The 16893-nt window shown below is 58.9% G+C and carries 14 protein-coding genes; 1 reads left to right on the plus strand and 13 read right to left on the minus strand.

The features are described from left to right. The first annotated feature begins 34 nt into the window (after positions 1-34). Positions 35-724, plus strand: a complete 690-nt coding sequence (locus BQ5361_RS01895) for a hypothetical protein (protein ID WP_022062745.1) — start codon at positions 35-37, stop codon at positions 722-724. A gap of 618 nt (positions 725-1342) precedes the next feature. Here the strand turns inward: BQ5361_RS01895 and ung are convergent. The 13 genes from ung to mraY form a co-directional block, all read right to left on the minus strand. Further along, positions 1343-2005: a uracil-DNA glycosylase gene (ung, locus tag BQ5361_RS01900; protein ID WP_035471600.1), complete on the minus strand. Its 663-nt coding sequence runs from the start codon at positions 2003-2005 to the stop codon at positions 1343-1345. 77 nt (positions 2006-2082) lie between these two features. Next, complete coding sequence (locus tag BQ5361_RS01905; protein WP_022063475.1) at positions 2083-3042, minus strand: KpsF/GutQ family sugar-phosphate isomerase; 960 nt, start codon at positions 3040-3042, stop codon at positions 2083-2085. Further along, positions 3039-3803, minus strand: coding sequence for a 3-deoxy-8-phosphooctulonate synthase (gene kdsA, locus BQ5361_RS01910; protein WP_022063474.1), 765 nt, complete (start codon positions 3801-3803; stop codon positions 3039-3041). The genes BQ5361_RS01905 and kdsA overlap by 4 nt, the downstream gene beginning before the upstream one ends. An 82-nt stretch (positions 3804-3885) precedes the next feature. After that, positions 3886-4536, minus strand: coding sequence for a 4'-phosphopantetheinyl transferase family protein (locus BQ5361_RS01915; protein ID WP_161940415.1), 651 nt, complete (start codon positions 4534-4536; stop codon positions 3886-3888). A 187-nt stretch (positions 4537-4723) separates the two neighbouring features. Beyond that, the gene (gldE, locus tag BQ5361_RS01920; protein WP_022063472.1) at positions 4724-6049 is read right to left on the minus strand and encodes a gliding motility-associated protein GldE; all 1326 of its coding nucleotides are present in this window, start codon (positions 6047-6049) and stop codon (positions 4724-4726) included. Positions 6050-6134: 85 nt separating this feature from the next. After that, positions 6135-7424, minus strand: a complete 1290-nt coding sequence (gene ftsZ / locus BQ5361_RS01925) for a cell division protein FtsZ (RefSeq protein WP_022063471.1) — start codon at positions 7422-7424, stop codon at positions 6135-6137. A 13-nt stretch (positions 7425-7437) separates the two neighbouring features. Continuing rightward, on the minus strand, positions 7438-8898 hold the full coding sequence (gene ftsA / locus BQ5361_RS01930) for a cell division protein FtsA (protein WP_035471602.1): 1461 nt from the start codon (positions 8896-8898) through the stop codon (positions 7438-7440). A 72-nt stretch (positions 8899-8970) separates the two neighbouring features. After that, positions 8971-9804 carry a cell division protein FtsQ/DivIB gene (locus BQ5361_RS01935; RefSeq protein ID WP_071424900.1) on the minus strand — a complete coding sequence of 278 codons (834 nt, stop codon included), beginning with the start codon at positions 9802-9804 and terminating at the stop codon, positions 8971-8973. A 195-nt stretch (positions 9805-9999) separates the two neighbouring features. Continuing rightward, entirely contained in the window at positions 10000-11379 is a 1380-nt protein-coding gene (murC, locus tag BQ5361_RS01940; protein WP_035471608.1) for a UDP-N-acetylmuramate--L-alanine ligase, read from the minus strand. Beyond that, the gene (murG, locus tag BQ5361_RS01945) at positions 11376-12491 is read right to left on the minus strand and encodes an undecaprenyldiphospho-muramoylpentapeptide beta-N-acetylglucosaminyltransferase (RefSeq protein WP_035471610.1); all 1116 of its coding nucleotides are present in this window, start codon (positions 12489-12491) and stop codon (positions 11376-11378) included. The genes murC and murG overlap by 4 nt, the downstream gene beginning before the upstream one ends. Positions 12492-12555: 64 nt before the next feature. Beyond that, positions 12556-14073, minus strand: coding sequence for an FtsW/RodA/SpoVE family cell cycle protein (locus BQ5361_RS01950; protein ID WP_052130943.1), 1518 nt, complete (start codon positions 14071-14073; stop codon positions 12556-12558). Further along, positions 14073-15551 (minus strand): UDP-N-acetylmuramoyl-L-alanine--D-glutamate ligase, encoded by a 1479-nt coding sequence (gene murD / locus BQ5361_RS01955; protein ID WP_022063465.1) that lies wholly within the window; start codon positions 15549-15551, stop codon positions 14073-14075. Before murD ends, BQ5361_RS01950 begins: the two co-directional genes overlap by 1 nt. A 5-nt stretch (positions 15552-15556) precedes the next feature. Continuing rightward, positions 15557-16822 (minus strand): phospho-N-acetylmuramoyl-pentapeptide-transferase, encoded by a 1266-nt coding sequence (mraY, locus tag BQ5361_RS01960; protein WP_035471612.1) that lies wholly within the window; start codon positions 16820-16822, stop codon positions 15557-15559. Between the last annotated feature and the right edge of the window lie 71 nt (positions 16823-16893).

A 16893-nucleotide genomic window follows, 5' to 3' on the forward strand; every position in this document is an offset into this window, starting at 1 on the left:
GAATAGCATACATATAAAACACAGATTCAATCAGATGGATTCCGACGGTCAATTACGGGGAGAGATAATAGACAAGCTGACGCACAAGGCGTCTGTAAAACAACGGGTTTCAGACAACACGTTCGTCGTGTTCAACGAGCTGAAAGAGGCTCTGCTGGAGCTCTCGGCCGAGCTGGACGAGGAGCTGGACGAAAAGATAGACAAACGCATACGTATCGAATACCGTGACCGGGGCAAGTTCGAGGCCCAGATACAGGTCGCCGAAGACATCCTCATATTCGCCATGCAGACCGACGTGTTCCGGTTTCACGACGGACATGAGATATGGAAGAATCCCTATTTGGCGCAGCGTGCCGACAATGCCTATTGCGGGGTGATAAACATCTATAATTTCCTGGCCGACTCTTTCAAGTACAATCGGGGAGAGGACGAAGGCTACCTGATAGGGCGTATTTTCATCAACCATCAGATGCAGTATTTCGTGGAGGGCAAAGGGAAATGTTCCCAGCGTTGCGACCGGTTCGGAACGCGGCAGATAGACCGGGAAGCGCTGGTCGAGGTATTGGAAGCGGCCATCTCGTTTGCGCTCGATTTCGACCTCTACGTGCCGCCTTACAGCGTGTCGAAGCTGGTGACGGTGGAGCAGTTCAACTCCCGTAACGAGCTTTCCAAGCTGCATACGGGCAAGCGGCTCGGATACGAATTCGAGTGCGAAGACAAGTGACGTCCGCTTCCCGGAGGAGCCGGTTCTGTAAGAGCGGGGCATCCATTGCGGATGCCCCGCTCTTGTATAGAAGCTGTGTTTCCCTCTTTTATCTTGTTGTTCCGTTTCTGTCCATCCGTTGGTATATGCAGTCTGTATATCGTATTGTTCACTCTCTTTGTCTTATTTAAATTCGCGAAATGAACGATGCGTATGACGACGATGCGGTCGGTTGGGATTCGCTTGTCGGCTATCCCGACCCGAACGTTACCATTCCGGTGAGCTATGAAGCGTTCGTCGAAGAGTGGAATTCGGAAATGGTCTATGTTTTCGACCGACAGGGGGACGTTGCGACGATTACGCAGACGTGCAGTGTCGTCAAGAATCTGGTCGAATACGATGTCGTGGTCGGCGACAGGTTGGTCGTCGAGCCGAAGCTCGGCCGGGGTATCGACCGATACCGTTCATACCGTCTCCTATATGACTCGGTGGAACGGCGTAGGTCCGGTTTTCACGGCAGCGGGACCGCCTTTCCGAAAGGCGGCCCCGCTGCCGTGTCAGTAGGTTTGTGTGTCGTTCCGCCTTCTGTTCCGGTTTGCCGCAGCCGGGATTCCGGTTCCGTACAGGGGAGACTGCGGATTACCAGCGCACCGGCTCCTTGCCGTGCCCGGCGAGGTATTCGTTGGCTTTCGAGAAGTGCCGGCAGCCGAAAAAGCCGTTGTTGGCGGAGAAGGGCGAGGGGTGCGGGCACTTGAGTACGAGGTTGCGCGTCGGGTCTACAATCGCCCCTTTGCGCTGTGCGTAACTGCCCCACAGCAGATAGACTATCCCCTCTTTTCGCTCTGAAATGGCTTTGACGACTGCATCGGTGAACTGCTCCCAGCCCTTGCCTGCATGGGAGGCGGCCTCGTGTGCCCGGACGGTCAGTACGGCGTTGAGCAGCAGCACCCCCTGTTCCGCCCAGCGGTCGAGGTTGCCGCTGGCCGGTATCGGTGCGCCGGTGTCGGCATTTATTTCGGTGAAGATGTTCCGCAGCGAAGGTGGAAACGGGACTCCGTCGTTCACCGAGAAGCAGAGTCCGTTGGCCTGTCCTTCGCCGTGGTAGGGGTCTTGTCCGATGATGACTACCTTCAGCGAGTCGAGCGGACATTTGTCGAATGCGCGGAAGATATTGCTGCCTCGCGGGAAAATCCTCCGCGATGCGTATTCCTGTTTGACGAATCCGATGAGCTCCTCGAAATAGGGCTTGTCGAATTCCGGTGCGAGTATCTCCTTCCAGTCCTGTGCTATCCTGACATCCATGGTTTACGATGGTTTGGCTCTGTCGTGTAATATAAACGTATGTGTGGGGGCACGCCGTGCGTCCCGCTACTACCCCGTTATTTCCCGCTGCGCATCAGGTCGTAGAGCTCTACGATGCCCGCCAGCTTTCCGTCGCGGTCCACCACAATCAGCGAGTGTATCTTGTTGTCCTGCATCAGTTGTTCGGCATCCGTGAGGCGGTCGGCTACGCTGACCGTTTTCGGCGTGCGCGTCATGATTTCGTCCGCAGTGATGTCGAAGAACCGTGCCCCGTATTTCAGCATGGCACGGCGCACGTCGCCGTCGGTGACGATGCCGGCTATCTTCCCTTCATCCAGAATGACGGCCACGCCCATGCGTGCATCGCTGATGGTGATGATGACCTCGCCGAGTCTGCTGGAGGGTGAGGCTGTCGGCAGATGTTCGCTGCGCATGACGTCACCTACGCGGGTGAGCAGCCGTCGGCCGAGACTGCCTCCCGGATGGAATCGTGCGAAGTCTTCGGCCCGGAATCCGCGTTCGTTCATCAGTGCCACCGCAAGCGCATCTCCCATGGCGAGCTGTGCCGTGGTGGAGCAGGTCGGAGCCAGGCTCAGCGGACAGGCTTCGCTTTTGACGGATACGTCGAGGTGGTAGGTGGAGTTTTTGGCCAGCGTCGAACCGGCGTTGCCCGTCATGGCGATTACCGTGTTGCCGCACTCCTGCAGGTAGGGGATGAGGCGCAGCACCTCGTCGGTCTGGCCGGAGTTGGAGAGTGCGAGCACGATGTCGCCCGCCTCTATCATGCCGAGGTCGCCGTGGTAGGCTTCCCCCGGATGGAGGAAGAACGACGGGGTACCGGTACTGGCCAGCGTGGCGGCTATCTTGCGGCCTACCAAGCCCGACTTGCCCATGCCGGTCACTATCACTTTGCCGTGTGTGGCGAGTATCGCGCGGACGGCTTTTTCAAAATCGTCTGTAAGCTGGCCAGCGAGCGACTGTACCGCTTCGGCCTCCGCCCTGAAGGTGTTCAGGGCACTCTCTTTTATCGGACTCATAGGAGTGAGGTTATGACTTTTTCAAGGTCGGAGAGGAAGAGCGAATTGGCAGCATCGCTGAGCGCCTCATCGGCCTGCGGATGTACTTCGAAGAAGTAGCCGTTGGCCCCGAATGCCTTGGCTGCAAGGGCCATGGGATGGACGAACTCGCGGTTGCCGCCGGTGATACCCCGTCCTGCGCCGGGCCGCTGCACCGAGTGGGTGCAGTCCATGATGACGCGCGGGGTGAATTCGAACATGTCGGGTATGTTGCGGAAGTCCACGATGAGGTTGTTGTAGCCGAACATATTTCCGCGTTCGGTGAGCCATACTTCGCTGCCGCCCGATTCCCTGACCTTCTGGACTGGATAGAACATATCCTTGCCGGAGAGGAACTGCGCCTTCTTGATGTTGACCGTCCGACCGGTTTTCGCTGCGGCAACGAGCAGGTCGGTCTGGCGGCACAGGAAGGCCGGTATCTGGATGATGTCGACTACCTCTCCTGCCGGCCGGGCCTGCCAGGCTTCGTGGATGTCGGTGAGAATGCGCAGGCCGTACCTGCTCTTGATGTCTGCGAGCATTTGTAGTCCCTTCTCCAAGCCCGGTCCGCGGAACGAGCTGAGGGATGTACGGTTGGCTTTGTCGAAGGAGGCTTTGAAGATGATTTCTGCGCCCGATTGCTGATGCAGGCGGACGAGTTCCGCCGCTACCGTGTCGAGCAGTTCGCTGCTCTCTATCACACACGGCCCGGCGATGAATATGGGATTCGTTGCTTCGGTCATTATCGGTTCGTTAATATCCGTAAAGGTATTAAAAATTCCGCAATTGTGTAGTTTGGCTGGCGGATATGGCTGTTTATCCGTATTATTGCGGGGAAGGGGGCGGTGCGGTTTCCCCGTCCGTCAGCCAGACGCATACGGTGTCTCCGCCCGTGAAAGCGTGCATGGGGTACTCCCGCCAGGTTCCGTCGGTGCTGCGGATGGCACCCATGAGGGTACCCGCGTCCGGTTCCGCCCGCAGTACGCGCAGGTCTTCGATGAGGCCGAGCCCTGTACGGCCGGAGAATTTGTAGAGGGCCTCTTTGGCGCACCACAGTATGGGGAGGAAGAGTGCCGTGTCGCTGCACGGCATGGATGCCTCTTCCGGGGAGACGAAGCGTGCTGCGATTCGGCGGAAGTTTCTGTCCTGGCGTTCGATATCTATTGCACACCGCCATTCCGAAAGGATGACGGCTGCTTCGCTGTCGGTGTGGGATACCCCTATCTGCGGGCCGCCGCCTTGCAGATACGGTGCACCGGCAGTCGTATAGGCGATGGGAAAATCTCCGGCGAAACGGCGGACGATGCTTCGCCAGGCGGTCTGCTCGCTACGCCGTTTGTCGCAGGTCAGCGAGGCGATGTGTCTCCGGTCGCTTTCCGTCAGCAGGGAAGCGGCTGCTGCCGTAACCGGCAGCGGGGTGATGACCAGCGTCGTATCCGCCGATTGCCATACCTTTTCCTGTCGTACCGTTTCCATGCGGTCGGTGGTATCCGTTATTATCGTTCGCGTCGGTTTGTCCGTCGTTTCGTCTGTTGTCCGTTGCTCTGCCTGTCTTCGGACGGTATCGTAATTTTCCAGCTGCCTGATGTGGCGGGGCCGGAGAACGGGGAGCGACAGTCGGGTTGCCGTTCTGTTGTCCCTTTTCCGCATATGGGGTGGAAGGTCAGTTTGCTTCCCTTTGCGGTGTCGGTTCCGTCGTTTCGGGAAGTTTTATCCTTATCTTTTCGATGCGGTGCTTCTCTACGGATTCTACGGTGAAGGTGATGCCGTGCGAAGTGATGGAATCCCCCTTTTTGAGAAAATCGCGTTTGATTTCGAGCATCAGCCCTGCGATGGTTTCGGCCTCTCCTTTTACGTCGTCGAACGTATCGTCGTCGAGTTGCATCACGTCGAGGAAATCGTAGATATGCGTTTTGCCGTCGAAGATGTAGGTGCCGTCGGCCAGTCGGCGGTAGAAGGTTTCGTCCTTGTCGCTTTCGTCGGTTATTTCACCCACTATCTCCTCGAGGATGTCTTCCAGCGAGAGCAGGCCGAGCGTGGAGCCGTACTCGTCCACGACGATGGCCATGTGTACCTTGTTGCTCTGGAACTCTTCGAGCAGGTCGTTTATCTTTTTGTGTTCCGGTATGTAGTAAGCTTCCCGTAACTGTTTCTGCCATTGGAAGTCGTCGCTCTCGCCGATGAACGGCAGCATGTCCTTTACGTAGAGAATGCCTTCTATGTTATCGATACTGTCGCGATAGGCGGGAATGCGGGAGAATCCCGATTCCACGATGGTGTTGCGCACTTCGTTGAATCCCCACTCCACGTTCACTGCCGTGATGTCGAGCCTCGGCTGCATGATGTCTTCGACATTGGTATTGACGAAATCGACGATTCCGGTGAGCATCTTCTTCTCTTCGCTGCTCTGGTTCTGCGTCATTTCGAGGGCGTCCGACAGTTCGTCCATCGAGATGTTCGTATGGCTTTTCGCGGCCCGTCGGTTGAACCGTTCGCCCAGTTTGACGAGTATCCACGACAGCGGCTTGAAGGCCGACCTGACCCCGAGCAGCGGGACGGCGATGATACTGGCGAAACGGAGGGGAAAGTGCGATGCGGTCACCTTCGGGATGATTTCGCCGAACAGCAGGAGAATGAAGGTGACGAGCACCGTTTTGAATGCGAAGTTCCACCCTGCTGAGGTGAATGTGACCAGGGAGTCGATGATGTTGTTTGAGAGAATGACGATGATGATATTGACGAGATTGTTGAGTATCAATATCGTTGCCAGCGTGTAATCCTCCGTGGACAGAAGTTTCAGGATAGCTTCGTCGCTTTTGTTCCCACGGTTTTTGACCGTCCGGATGTCGCCGGGCGACAGCGAAAAGAGGGCCGTCTCCGAACCGGAAGCGAAGGCCGATATACATATCAGGACGGCCAGGATGACGAGGCTTATGATGTCCGAACCGTCGAAGCCCTTATAAAGGAATATGCTGCAAAAATGTATCAAAATTCATCCGTATTGGTTCCTTCCCGGTGCGTGCCGTACCGGGAAGCGGCGTTTGCTGCCGTTCCGGTATCCGGACGGCGGAGCGTCAGTGCTGGCCGAACAGGTCGTTTTCGGGCTGTTCCGCCTGCTGCGGTGCGTCGGTCTCGTCCTTCATCGAGACTTTCGATATCTTGCCGCTGCCTGGGACGGCGTTGGTGAGCCGGACATTGCGGCGTATGTAGGCCGGGGTGGCGAGGTATTTTTCGATGTCGCCGAGCCGGTTGGTCTTCCGGACGTGGATGACGTTGGCGTTTGTCTGCGGTTTGCGGCCCGCCGTGTGGAAGATTCCGCCGGTTGCAGGCCGTTCCGCGGCCTGCTGCTGTCCCTGTTGGGTTCCGAGTGCATTCACGTTGTCGAAGCCGGTCGCTACGATGGTGAGCACGATTTCATCGTCGAGCGAAGGGTCTACACCGGCTCCCCAGATGATGTTGGCCGAGTGCGGGTCGCCGATGCCGCGGCTCGCCTTGCGCTGAATCATCTCCAGTACGGAAGTGGCTTCGTCGAAACTTATCTGTCCCGGGCTGTACGAGAGGTTGAAGAGGATGTCCCGTGCCCCCTTTATCTCCTGATGGTTGAGCAGCGGGGAGGAGAGCGCCGCCTCGGTCACTTTGGCTATCTTGTCTTCGCCGCTGGCCCGGCCCGAACCCATGAGCGCCATGCCGCCGTCGGTCATGACGGCCTTCACGTCGGCGAAGTCCACGTTTACATTACCTTCCCTCGTGATGAGTTCGGCAATACCCTTGGCTGCCGTCGCCAGAATGTCGTCGGCCTTGCCGAAGGCCTCTTCCAGCGGCAGCGAACCGTATATCTTGGCAATGTTGTCGTTGTGGATTACCACGAGCGAATCCACGTTTTTGCGCAGCTCTTCGAGCCCCCGGTTGGCCTGGTCTACCCGCTTGCGTCCCTCTGCGTGGAAGGGCAGGGTAACGATGCCGACGGTGAGGATACCCCGGTCGCGTGCGGCCTTGGCGATGACCGGTGCGGCTCCCGTACCCGTACCGCCCCCCATGCCCGCCGTGACGAATACCATCTTGGTGCCCTCCTGCTCGAAGCGCAGCACGATGTCGTCGAGACTCTCTATCGCGGCCTGCCGTCCCTTGTTGGGGTCGTTGCCTGCGCCGAGCCCTTCGCCGAGCTGAACCTTGATGGGAACGGGGCTGGCATTGAGGGCCTGCCGGTCGGTATTGCAGACCATGAAGGTGACGTCCGTGATACCCAGGTCGTACATGTGGTTCACGGCGTTGCCGCCCGCACCGCCGACTCCCAGTACCATGATGATGGAGGGATTCTTTTTCGGCAGCTTGATGCCTACGATTACTTCGTTTTCGTCTGTCATTGCCTGGTGCGGTTTATATTTCGTCGTCATCGACGACCTCGAAGATTTCCTTGAAGAACCGGCCGATACCTCCGAAAGGTCTCTTTTTGTCCTTGCCTTTGCCGTTGTTCGGAGTGCGGGGCGTATCGCCGCCATCCGACGGACGTTTGGCGGTATCGTTCTCTGTTTGTTTCCGGATGTCGAGACCTTCGCCGTCGGGCGCAGGTCTCTGTCCTTCATCCGTCGGTATCTGCCGGTCGGTTGCGGTGTCTGTCTGCTCCTCTGTTTTCTCTCTTTTCCGGAGCGGTTCGGCGTCGGCCGCTATGCGGCTCTCCTGCAGGCCGAGCAGCAGCAGACCTATCGCCGAAGAGAGGTGCATGTCGTCCGCTGCCGGGAGCGACCGGTCGTTCACCAGTTCGGGATAGGCGCTGCCTGTGCGGACGTCGTATTTCGTACGTTCCCGGAAGAGGGTGTCGATATCCTTGAGGTAGGCTCCGCCGCCGGTGAGGACGATGCCCGAACCGAGTTTGTCGGCATATCCCGACTCCTTTATCTCCTCCATGACGTTCTCCACGATGTCCAGCAGACGTGCCTCGATTATCTGAGCGAGGTTGTAGAACGAAATCTCCTTGTTTTCCCGTTGGGTGCGTCCCTTTATCTTGATGTTCTGCGACCGCTTCTCCTCAGGAATCTGAGCCGCCACGGCATAACCGTGGGTGGTCTTGAGTTTTTCGATGAACCGTTCCGGTATCGCGATGGAACGGATGTCGCGGTTGATGGCATCCGAACCGACCGGCAGTACGCCCACATAACGCATGATGTTGTCCTGCCAGATGCAGATATCCGTGCATCCCGCGCCGATGTCGATGACTGCGGCGCCGAGTTCCTTTTCGTCTTCGGTCAGTACCGCGGCTGCGCTCGCCTGCGCGTTGGTGAAGAGCCGGCGCTGGACGATGCCGAGCCGCAGGAAAGCCTTGTTGAGCCTTTCAAGGCTTCCCCGGTTGGCGAGGATGAAGTTGAAAGTGGCTTCGAGCTGCTGTCCGAAGCGGCCCACGGGCTGCATCGTCTCTTCGCGCGAGTCGATGACATACTTCTGCGGCGTCCGGTCGAGGATGCAGATGCCTTCGGGCGGCTGGAGGCTGTTCATGCTTTCGTGGAGCTTGGCGACATCCTCTTCGCAGATTTCGTGGTCTTCGCCGCTGACGTAGACGAAGTAGGAGCTGTCGGCGCACTTGATATCGTGGCCGGAGATGCCCGCATAGGCTTCCGTCACCTTGATGCCGAGATGTTCCTCCAGTTCGCCTACGGCGGCACGGACTGCGCCCGTCACCTGTTCGATATTGATAACCTCACCGCACGACATGCCCTGCATGGGTTTGGAGACCATGTCGATGATGTTGAGTCTGCCGTCGGGGTCCTTGCTGCCGGCTGCCGCCGTCACGCTGCCCGAACCGAGGTCGATGGCCACTATGTAGTTCTTGTTTTCCGCCTGCATGTGATTTTCCCTTTTGCAAAAAAGCGGCCGTGCCGCTGTTCTCCTGTAATCATACCTGCGGCACAGGGAGGCTTACCGTTTGCTGCATACCACCTGGCCGTCGTATTTGAGGTTGATGTAGTTCCATTTGTTCCAGCCCTCTTTCGGCATAGCCTTTCTGTAAAAGGCCAGCAGTTTATCGAGTTTCCGTTCGTAACCGTCTAACCAGCCGAGCAGTACGACATGGTCGCCGACTCTCGGAATCAGTTCTATTTCCGGTTGGGTACGGGCATTCGGCGGCGGCAGGACGTTTATCTGCACCACCTGTGCGTTCCAGAACTCATTATCCTCAATATATTCTACAAAATTAATGAGTTTGTATAGAAATACGTAACTTTCATTTGACTTTTTTTCAGTCTCTTCCATCCCCGCACCTAACTGTCCGCTGAAGCCGTTCGCAAAAGGCAGGCCAAAGTGGCCCGTAACGACCGGTACGTAATGGGCGGAGTGCCGTCCGGCCGGAACGATGTAGCCGTCGGCCGTATAGTAGAAGTCGTATCCGTTGTCGGTCATGATGCGTACGACCGGCCTGCGCTGGTCCATCGTCACAGTCAGGACGCCATCCAGACCGACGGAGGTTTTGGCGGTGCGGACGAAATCGTGTGAGCCGACCGTCTGCGTGATGGCCATCAGGTCTATCGAGTCGATGTGTTTCCCTACGGGGTCGAGGCCGGCAGCGTTTATCCAGCGCCTGACGTCAGCCGGGCGTATGATTCCTATCTCCGCACTGTCGCGCACCGAGATTCGCATTTCGTGCACCGATACTGCCGCACGTTTGCGCTCGCCGAGGCCGCCGGCCCAGACGAGATACGCTGCGATAGCCGCCCATGCGATGGACGAAAGGGCTATTTTCAGGCTGCGGTTCATGTCGTTCGTTAATCGTGTCGCGGGCAGTCCCGGCTACCGAGCCGCTGTCGGGCGATTCCGGCCATAAAATTACGATAAAAAATCCAAACGGAGATGAACGGGGATGGACGGTACGCGGTGCAGGGGTGCGGAGGCCATACTCCTGCGGGATTCCCGTCGGCAGGAACCCCGCGTGTGTGACGCATACCTTTTATTTCACTTTTTCGGCCGTTCCCGCAGCCGGCGGGCGATTTCGCCCGTATAATTCTCGATATTGCCTGCCCCGAAGGTGATGAGGATATCCGGGCGGGCCTTTTCCGTTTCGAAGGCGATGTGTTCCAGCGGTACGGTGTGGTGGGGAACGGTGAGCAGTTCCGCTATCATGTCGGACGATACGCCTTCGATAGGCTCTTCACGGGCCGGATAGATGGGGACGAGCAGCACCTCGTCCGCCAGTGAGAGCGCCTGGGCGAAACCGCGATGGAAATCCCGTGTGCGTGTATAGAGGTGCGGCTGGAAAACGGCCGTTATCTTTCGTCCGGGGAACATGCCCCGTACGGAGGAGAGTGCCGCGCGCAACTCTTCGGGGTGGTGGGCGTAGTCGTCCATGTAGATGAGTTCCGGCGTATTGATGTGGAAGTCGAAGCGGCGCTTCACGCCCCGGAAGGTTTCGAGTCCCTCGCGGAGCTTTGCCTCATCGAAACCGGCCACCCACAGCAGGGCCACGGCGGCCACGGCGTTCTCCACATTCACCCGGCCGGGGATACCCAGCCGGCAGTCGGGGATGGTGCGGTCGGGGCAGACGATGTCGAAACGGTAGGTGCCGTCGGGCTGTACCTCCAGTCCGGTCGCGCGGAAGTCGGCTTCCGCGTCGCAGGCATACGTGTAGGTGCGGATGTCCCGGTTCGCTATCGGGAGTTCTACGCCCCGTTTGATGATGAGTGTCCCGCCCGGTTTTATCTGTCCGGCGAAGCGGGCGAAGGTGCGGCGCAGCTCTTCGTGCGTGCCGTAGATGTCGAGGTGGTCGGCGTCGGCGGAGGTGATGACCGCCGCGTCCGGCCACAGTTGGAGGAACGAGCGGTCGAACTCGTCGGCTTCCACGGCGAGCCGTCTGCCGGGACCGTGTACGAAATTGCTGTCGAAATTTTTCGATATGCCGCCGAGGAAAGCGCTGCCGCCTCCGCCGGCCACGTGATTCAGCCATGCGGTGAGGGTGGTGGTGGTGGTCTTTCCGTGCGTTCCCGCCACGGCCATGACATACTTGTCTGCGGCCAGTACGCCGAGGATTTCCGAGCGTTTCAGCATACGGAAGCCGCGGCTGCGGAACCAGGCCGTTTCGGCGTGGTCGTGGGGGATGGCGGGCGTATAGACGACGAGCGTGTCGTCCGGATTGCGGAAAGGGGCGGCGATGCGGGCCGGGTCGTTCTCGTAATGGATGTCGGCCCCTTCGGAGGCGAGAGCGCGCGTGAGGGCGGTTTCTGTCCGGTCGTATCCGCCCACCCGGACCCCTTCGAGCAGGTAATAGCGGGCGATGGCGCTCATGCCGATGCCGCCGATTCCCAGGAAATAGATATTTTTGGCTTGCGTGTCCGTCATGGTCTGCGTGCGAGTTTGATGATTTCAGAGGCCACTTGCTGTGCGGCGTCGGGTGTAGCCATTGTACGGATGTTCCGTTCGAGTTCCTCCCGGCGAGGCAGGTCGCCGGCGAGGACGAGGGCCGCGGGCAGGGCTTTTTCCACCGCTTCGGCATCGGGAATGAGCAGGGCCGCTCCCCGGTCGGCCAGGGCGCGGGCATTCTTGGTCTGGTGGTCTTCGGCCACGTTGGGCGAGGGGACGAAGATGACGGCCTTGCCGGCGAGGGCGAGTTCCGAAACCGAGCAGGCTCCCGAACGCGAGACGACCACGTCGGCCGCCGCATAGGCGTAGTCCATGCGGTCGATGAAAGCTCCCCGCCAGATGTTGGGGTAGTGCCTCTGTGCCATGAACGCCTCCATCTCCTTTTCGTAGTATTTGCCCGTCTGCCATATAACCTGCACCTCGTTCCGGGTGCCCAGTGCATCGGCATGGCGTTTCATCGCTTCGTTGAGCGTGCGTGTGCCGAGGCTGCCGCCCACTATCAGTATCGTGGGGATGTCGGGTTTCAGCCCGAAATGGGCTGCGGCTTCCGCCCGCGGTGCGGCCTTGCCGAAGTCCCCCCGGAGCGGATTGCCGGTGAAGAGGATACGGTCGGCGGGGAAGAAACGCTCCATCCCTTCGTAGGCGACGCAGATGCGGTCGGCCCGGCGCGAGAGTATCTTGTTGGTCACGCCGGCGTAGGAGTTCTGTTCCTGAATCAGGGTGGGGATTCCCATGTGCTGTGCCGCCCAAAGGACAGGGGCGCTGGCATATCCGCCGAAACCGGCCGCCGCATCGGCCCCGAAGGCGCGTATCGTGCGCCGGGCTTCGCGGATGCTTTTCATCACCTTGAAGGGCAGGGCGAAGTTCCGGAGGTCGAGTTTGCGCTGTAATCCGGCCACCGGCAGGCCCACTACCCGGTAGCCGAGGGCGGGCAGTTTCTCCATCTCCATTTTCCCTTCGGCGCCCACGAAGAGGAGTTCCACACCGTCGCCCAGTTCCCTGCGCAGGGCCTCGGCCACCGCGACGGAGGGGTAGATATGGCCGCCCGTACCGCCGCCGCTGAGGATGATTTTCAATTTGCCGTTCTCCATTGCCTGTGTCGTTTATCTTGTTTCGTCCGCTCCGTACCTTTGCGGGCCGGGCGGCTGTGTATCGCTATCGGTTGCGGGGAGTGCCTGCCGGTTGCTTTCCGGCCGTCTCTTTCTCGAACAGCGACTCTCCTTTCGGGTTGTCGAGTGTCTTTTCCGAAGTCTGTCGGCTGACGCCGAGTATCATCCCCAATGCCGTGAGGGTGAAGACGAGCGACGAGCCGCCCTTGCTTATCAGAGGCAGCTGCTGGCCCGTGACGGGAAAGAGCGATACCGATACGAGCATGTGTATCATCGCCTGAAGCACTATCATCAGGCCGAGCCCCAGCACCAGCAGGCTGGGGAAGGCCGTTCCGCACTTCTTGAATATCTGTATCGTCCGGAAGAAGAGCCACAGGTAGAGCAGCAGGACGACGAGACCGCCCACGGCGCCGTACTCCTCGATGATGAAAGCGTAGGCGAAGTCCCGTTCGGCCTCTTCGAGGTTGGAGCGGTGGGTGCTCATTCCCGGGCCCTTTCCGAAGAAGCCGCCCGACGCAATCGACATCTTGGCATTGACGGACTGGCTCGGTTCGGCGGGGCTGACCTTGCCGTCGGGCAGCGTGCGCGCCGGGTAGTCGTATATTTCGATGCTGTCGGAGGTCATGCGGGCGTGTTTGGTCAGCATGTCGGGTTTGAAACTCGCCATACGGCTCCGTCCCGTGTCGCTTCGGCCCAGCCCGGCGGCGAAGAGTACGATGCCGAGCAGTGCTACTGCACCGACCATCTTGCCCAGGTCGGCCATACGTACCCGGCCGATGAAGAGCATGACCAGACAGGTCGCGGCGATGATGAGCGTGGTGGAGTTGCCCACCGAGAGAAAGGTGAAGATGCAGGTGATGACTATCGGGCCGAGTACCGGAATGGTCTCGTTGCGGATGATATCCACGTTGCGCTGGGCGTCATCGACCCATGATTTCGGATTGAAACTCGGCAGGATAGGAGTGTGTTCAATGTTCTTTTGGCGGCGGGCCAACTGCTTGGCGAGTACCATGATAACGCCTATCTTCAGTATCTCGAAGGGCTGGAACCGGATGTGGATGAGCGGGATATCCAGGTCACGCCGCGCTCCTGCCTCCTCGGGGCCGATGACCATGGCCAGGACAGTCAGAATGAGCCCGAAGATGAAGACGGCGTTGGCGATGCGTCCGTAGAACTGATACTTGATGACGTGTACCACCAGCAGCGCCGCGATGCCGGCCCCGATGAATACGAGTTGGTTGATGAGTTTGGCCGTCGGTGTTCCTCCCGGCTTGTAAACCGTGGCGGAGAAGGTCAGCAGCATGGAGAAGATGAGCAGGACGATGATGACTGTCCACAATACCTTATCGCCCCCGAAGATGGCGTCTATCCATCGGCGGCTTCTCTTTCCGACCTTCTTTCCTATCTCCATGCCGGTTTCGGAGAGGCGTTTGGCCTCTGCGCCCACCATGCGTGCGGCTTCCGTTCCCTTTTCCGACCATGCGGCGAAGCGTCCCTCCGCGGAACCCCTCCCGGTACGCCCCTCCGGTGTACCGCCCTCCGTGCGTCTTTTTTCATCCTCCATCACCCGGCGTTCTCCTTTAGTCTTTCAACGGCGGCCTTGAAGAGCCGGCCCCGCTCCTCGTAGTTCCGGAAGAGGTCGAAACTGGCGCACGCGGGCGAAAGCAGGACGGTATCGCCCGGTTCGGCTGCCTCGGTGCATACGCGCATCGCTTCGTCGAGGGAGTGGGTGTCGTAAACGACCGGGACAATGCCCGTAAAGTCGCGTATCAGCTTGGCGTTGTCCACCCCCATGCAGACGAGCGCCTTGACGTGCCGTTCGGCCAGCGGTTTCAGGACGTCATAATCGTTTCCTTTGTCGGTGCCTCCGGCTATCCATACCGTGGGACGTGTCATGCTGTCGAGGGCATACCATGCCGAATCGACGTTGGTGGCTTTCGAATCGTTGATGTATTCCACGCCGCCGACGGTCCCGGCCGGTTCCATCCGGTGTTCCACTCCGGTGAAGGCATACAGGGTATCTTCCACGACGGAGGGCGACACGCCTGCCGCAAGTGCTGCGAGTGCCGCTGCCTCGGCATTGTAAATGTTGTGTATCCCCTTGATTTTCATTCGCGAGGGGTCTATCATGGCAGTCCGTCCGTCAGCCGATACCCGGAAGACGCCCGCAGGGATGTAGAATGCTCCCGGATAGTCGTGTACGGTCACGTCATCTACCAACTGTCCGGCCTCTCCGGCAGCCTGCTCTTCGGTACGGTACGCGTTGTCTGTCCGGCGTTCGTACCCCCTTCCTTCGGCCGGTATGTGCGTATCCGTACAGCCGGGTGCAGTCTTGGCCGTAAAGGGCAGCATGCGCATGGAGGGCGTCCGGAGCGCGATTTCGCGGCATATCACCATGTTGTCGATACCGTAGATGAAGTAGTCTTCGGGCCGTTGGTTGCGGATGATGCGGAACTTGCTGTCGATGTAATTCTGGAACTTGTTGCCGTAACGGTCCAGGTGGTCGGGGGTGATGTTCGTGATAACGGCTATGTCGGGCCGAAAATCGACGATACCGTCGAGTTGGAAGCTGCTCAGCTCCAGTACGTACCACTCCCGGTCTGCGGTGGCGACCGTATAGGCGAAACTCTCTCCGATGTTGCCTCCGACGGCTACGTCGTATCCTGCCGCACGGAGGATTTCGCCCGTCATGGTGGTCGTGGTGGTCTTGCCGTTGGAACCGGTGATGCAGATGGTCTTTCCTTTCGTATAGCGTCCGGCGAACTCGATTTCGGAGATGACCGGTATGTCCCGTTCGCGCAGCTTCACCACAATGGGGGCCGTTTCCGGAATGCCGGGACTTTTGATAGCCAGGTCGGCGTCGAGTATCCGGGCTTCGGTGTGCGTGCCCTCCTCGTAGGCGATGCCGTAACGGTCGAGTATTTCGGCGTATTTGGGCGCTATCGTGCCTTTGTCGGAGAGAAAGACCTCCAGCCCTTTGACTTGAGCCAGTACGGCCGAGCCGTATCCGCTCTCTCCTCCGCCCAATACAACTACTTTCATGGTGCTTAACGTATTTTAAGGGTTACCAGCGTCATGGCTGCGAGCAGTATCTGGACTATCCAGAAACGCACGACGATTTTGTTTTCGGGAATCCCTTTTTTCTGGTAGTGGTGGTGCAGCGGCGCCATCAGGAAGTAGCGCCTGCCTTCGCCGTAGCGGTGTTTGGTGTACCGGAAGTAGGAGACCTGCACCATGGTCGAGACCGCCTCCACGAGGAAGATGCCGCACAGCAGCGGCAGCAGGAGTTCCTTGCGGACGAGCAGCGCGAAGACGGCGATGATGCCGCCGAGTGCCAGGCTGCCTGTATCGCCCATGAACACCTGTGCCGGATAGCAGTTGTACCACAGGAATCCGATGAGTGCTCCCACGAGTGCGGCGGCGAAGACCGTCAGTTCGCCCGCTCCGGGTATGTACATGATGTTCAAGTAGTCGGAGTAGATGATATTGCCCGAGAGGTAGGCGAAGGCACCCATGATGACGATGATGACGGCCGATACCCCCGTTGCGAGCCCGTCGAGCCCGTCGGTCAGATTGGCGCCGTTGGAGACCGCCGTGATGATGAAGATGGCTATCAGAATGTAGATGAGCCATGTCAGTACGTCGCCCCACGGCTTGTCGGTCGGAACGAGCCAGTGGTAATCGAACTCGTTGTTCTTCACGAAGGGGATGGTGGTCTTGGTCGTTTTCTGCGGTTCGTTGCCGGGGTATGCGGTCACCGTGTAGCCCTCCTCTGTCGCCGTGTCCGTATTGTCCGCCCGGACGTTCACCACGGCTGCTTTGGGCTGCGACTTCTCGATGATGACGATGTCGCGGCTGAAGCACATGACCGTGCCGACGATGATGCCGAGTCCCACTTGGCCGATTATCTTGAATCTGCCCTTGAGCCCCTCCTTGTGTTTGCGGAATACCTTGATGTAGTCGTCGGCGAAACCGAGCAGGCCGAGCCATACGGACGACACTATCATGAGCTGGATATAGACGTTGCCCAGGTCGCAGAAGAGTATTACCGGGATGAGCATGGCTCCGAGGATTATCAGTCCTCCCATCGTGGGGGTTCCGCGTTTCTCCATCTGTCCTTCCAGACCGAGGTTGCGAATCTCTTCGCCTATCTGGTGCCGCCGGAGCCTTTCGATTATCTTTTTGCCGAAGATGGCGCCGATGAGCAGCGCAAAGACGATTGCACATACCGAGCGGAACGAAAGGTAGCGGAACAGGCCCGCTCCCGGCAGGTCGAAATGGGTTCCGAGGTATTCGAGCAGAGAATAAAGCATTTACGTAAACTGTTTTTCGGGTTGTCGTTCGGGCCGTAAAAATACGCTATAAATGATTCGGTTGATGTCCT

This window comes from Tidjanibacter massiliensis, assembly GCF_900104605.1.
In the GTDB taxonomy this organism is placed as follows: Bacteria; Bacteroidota; Bacteroidia; order Bacteroidales; family Rikenellaceae; genus Tidjanibacter; species Tidjanibacter inops.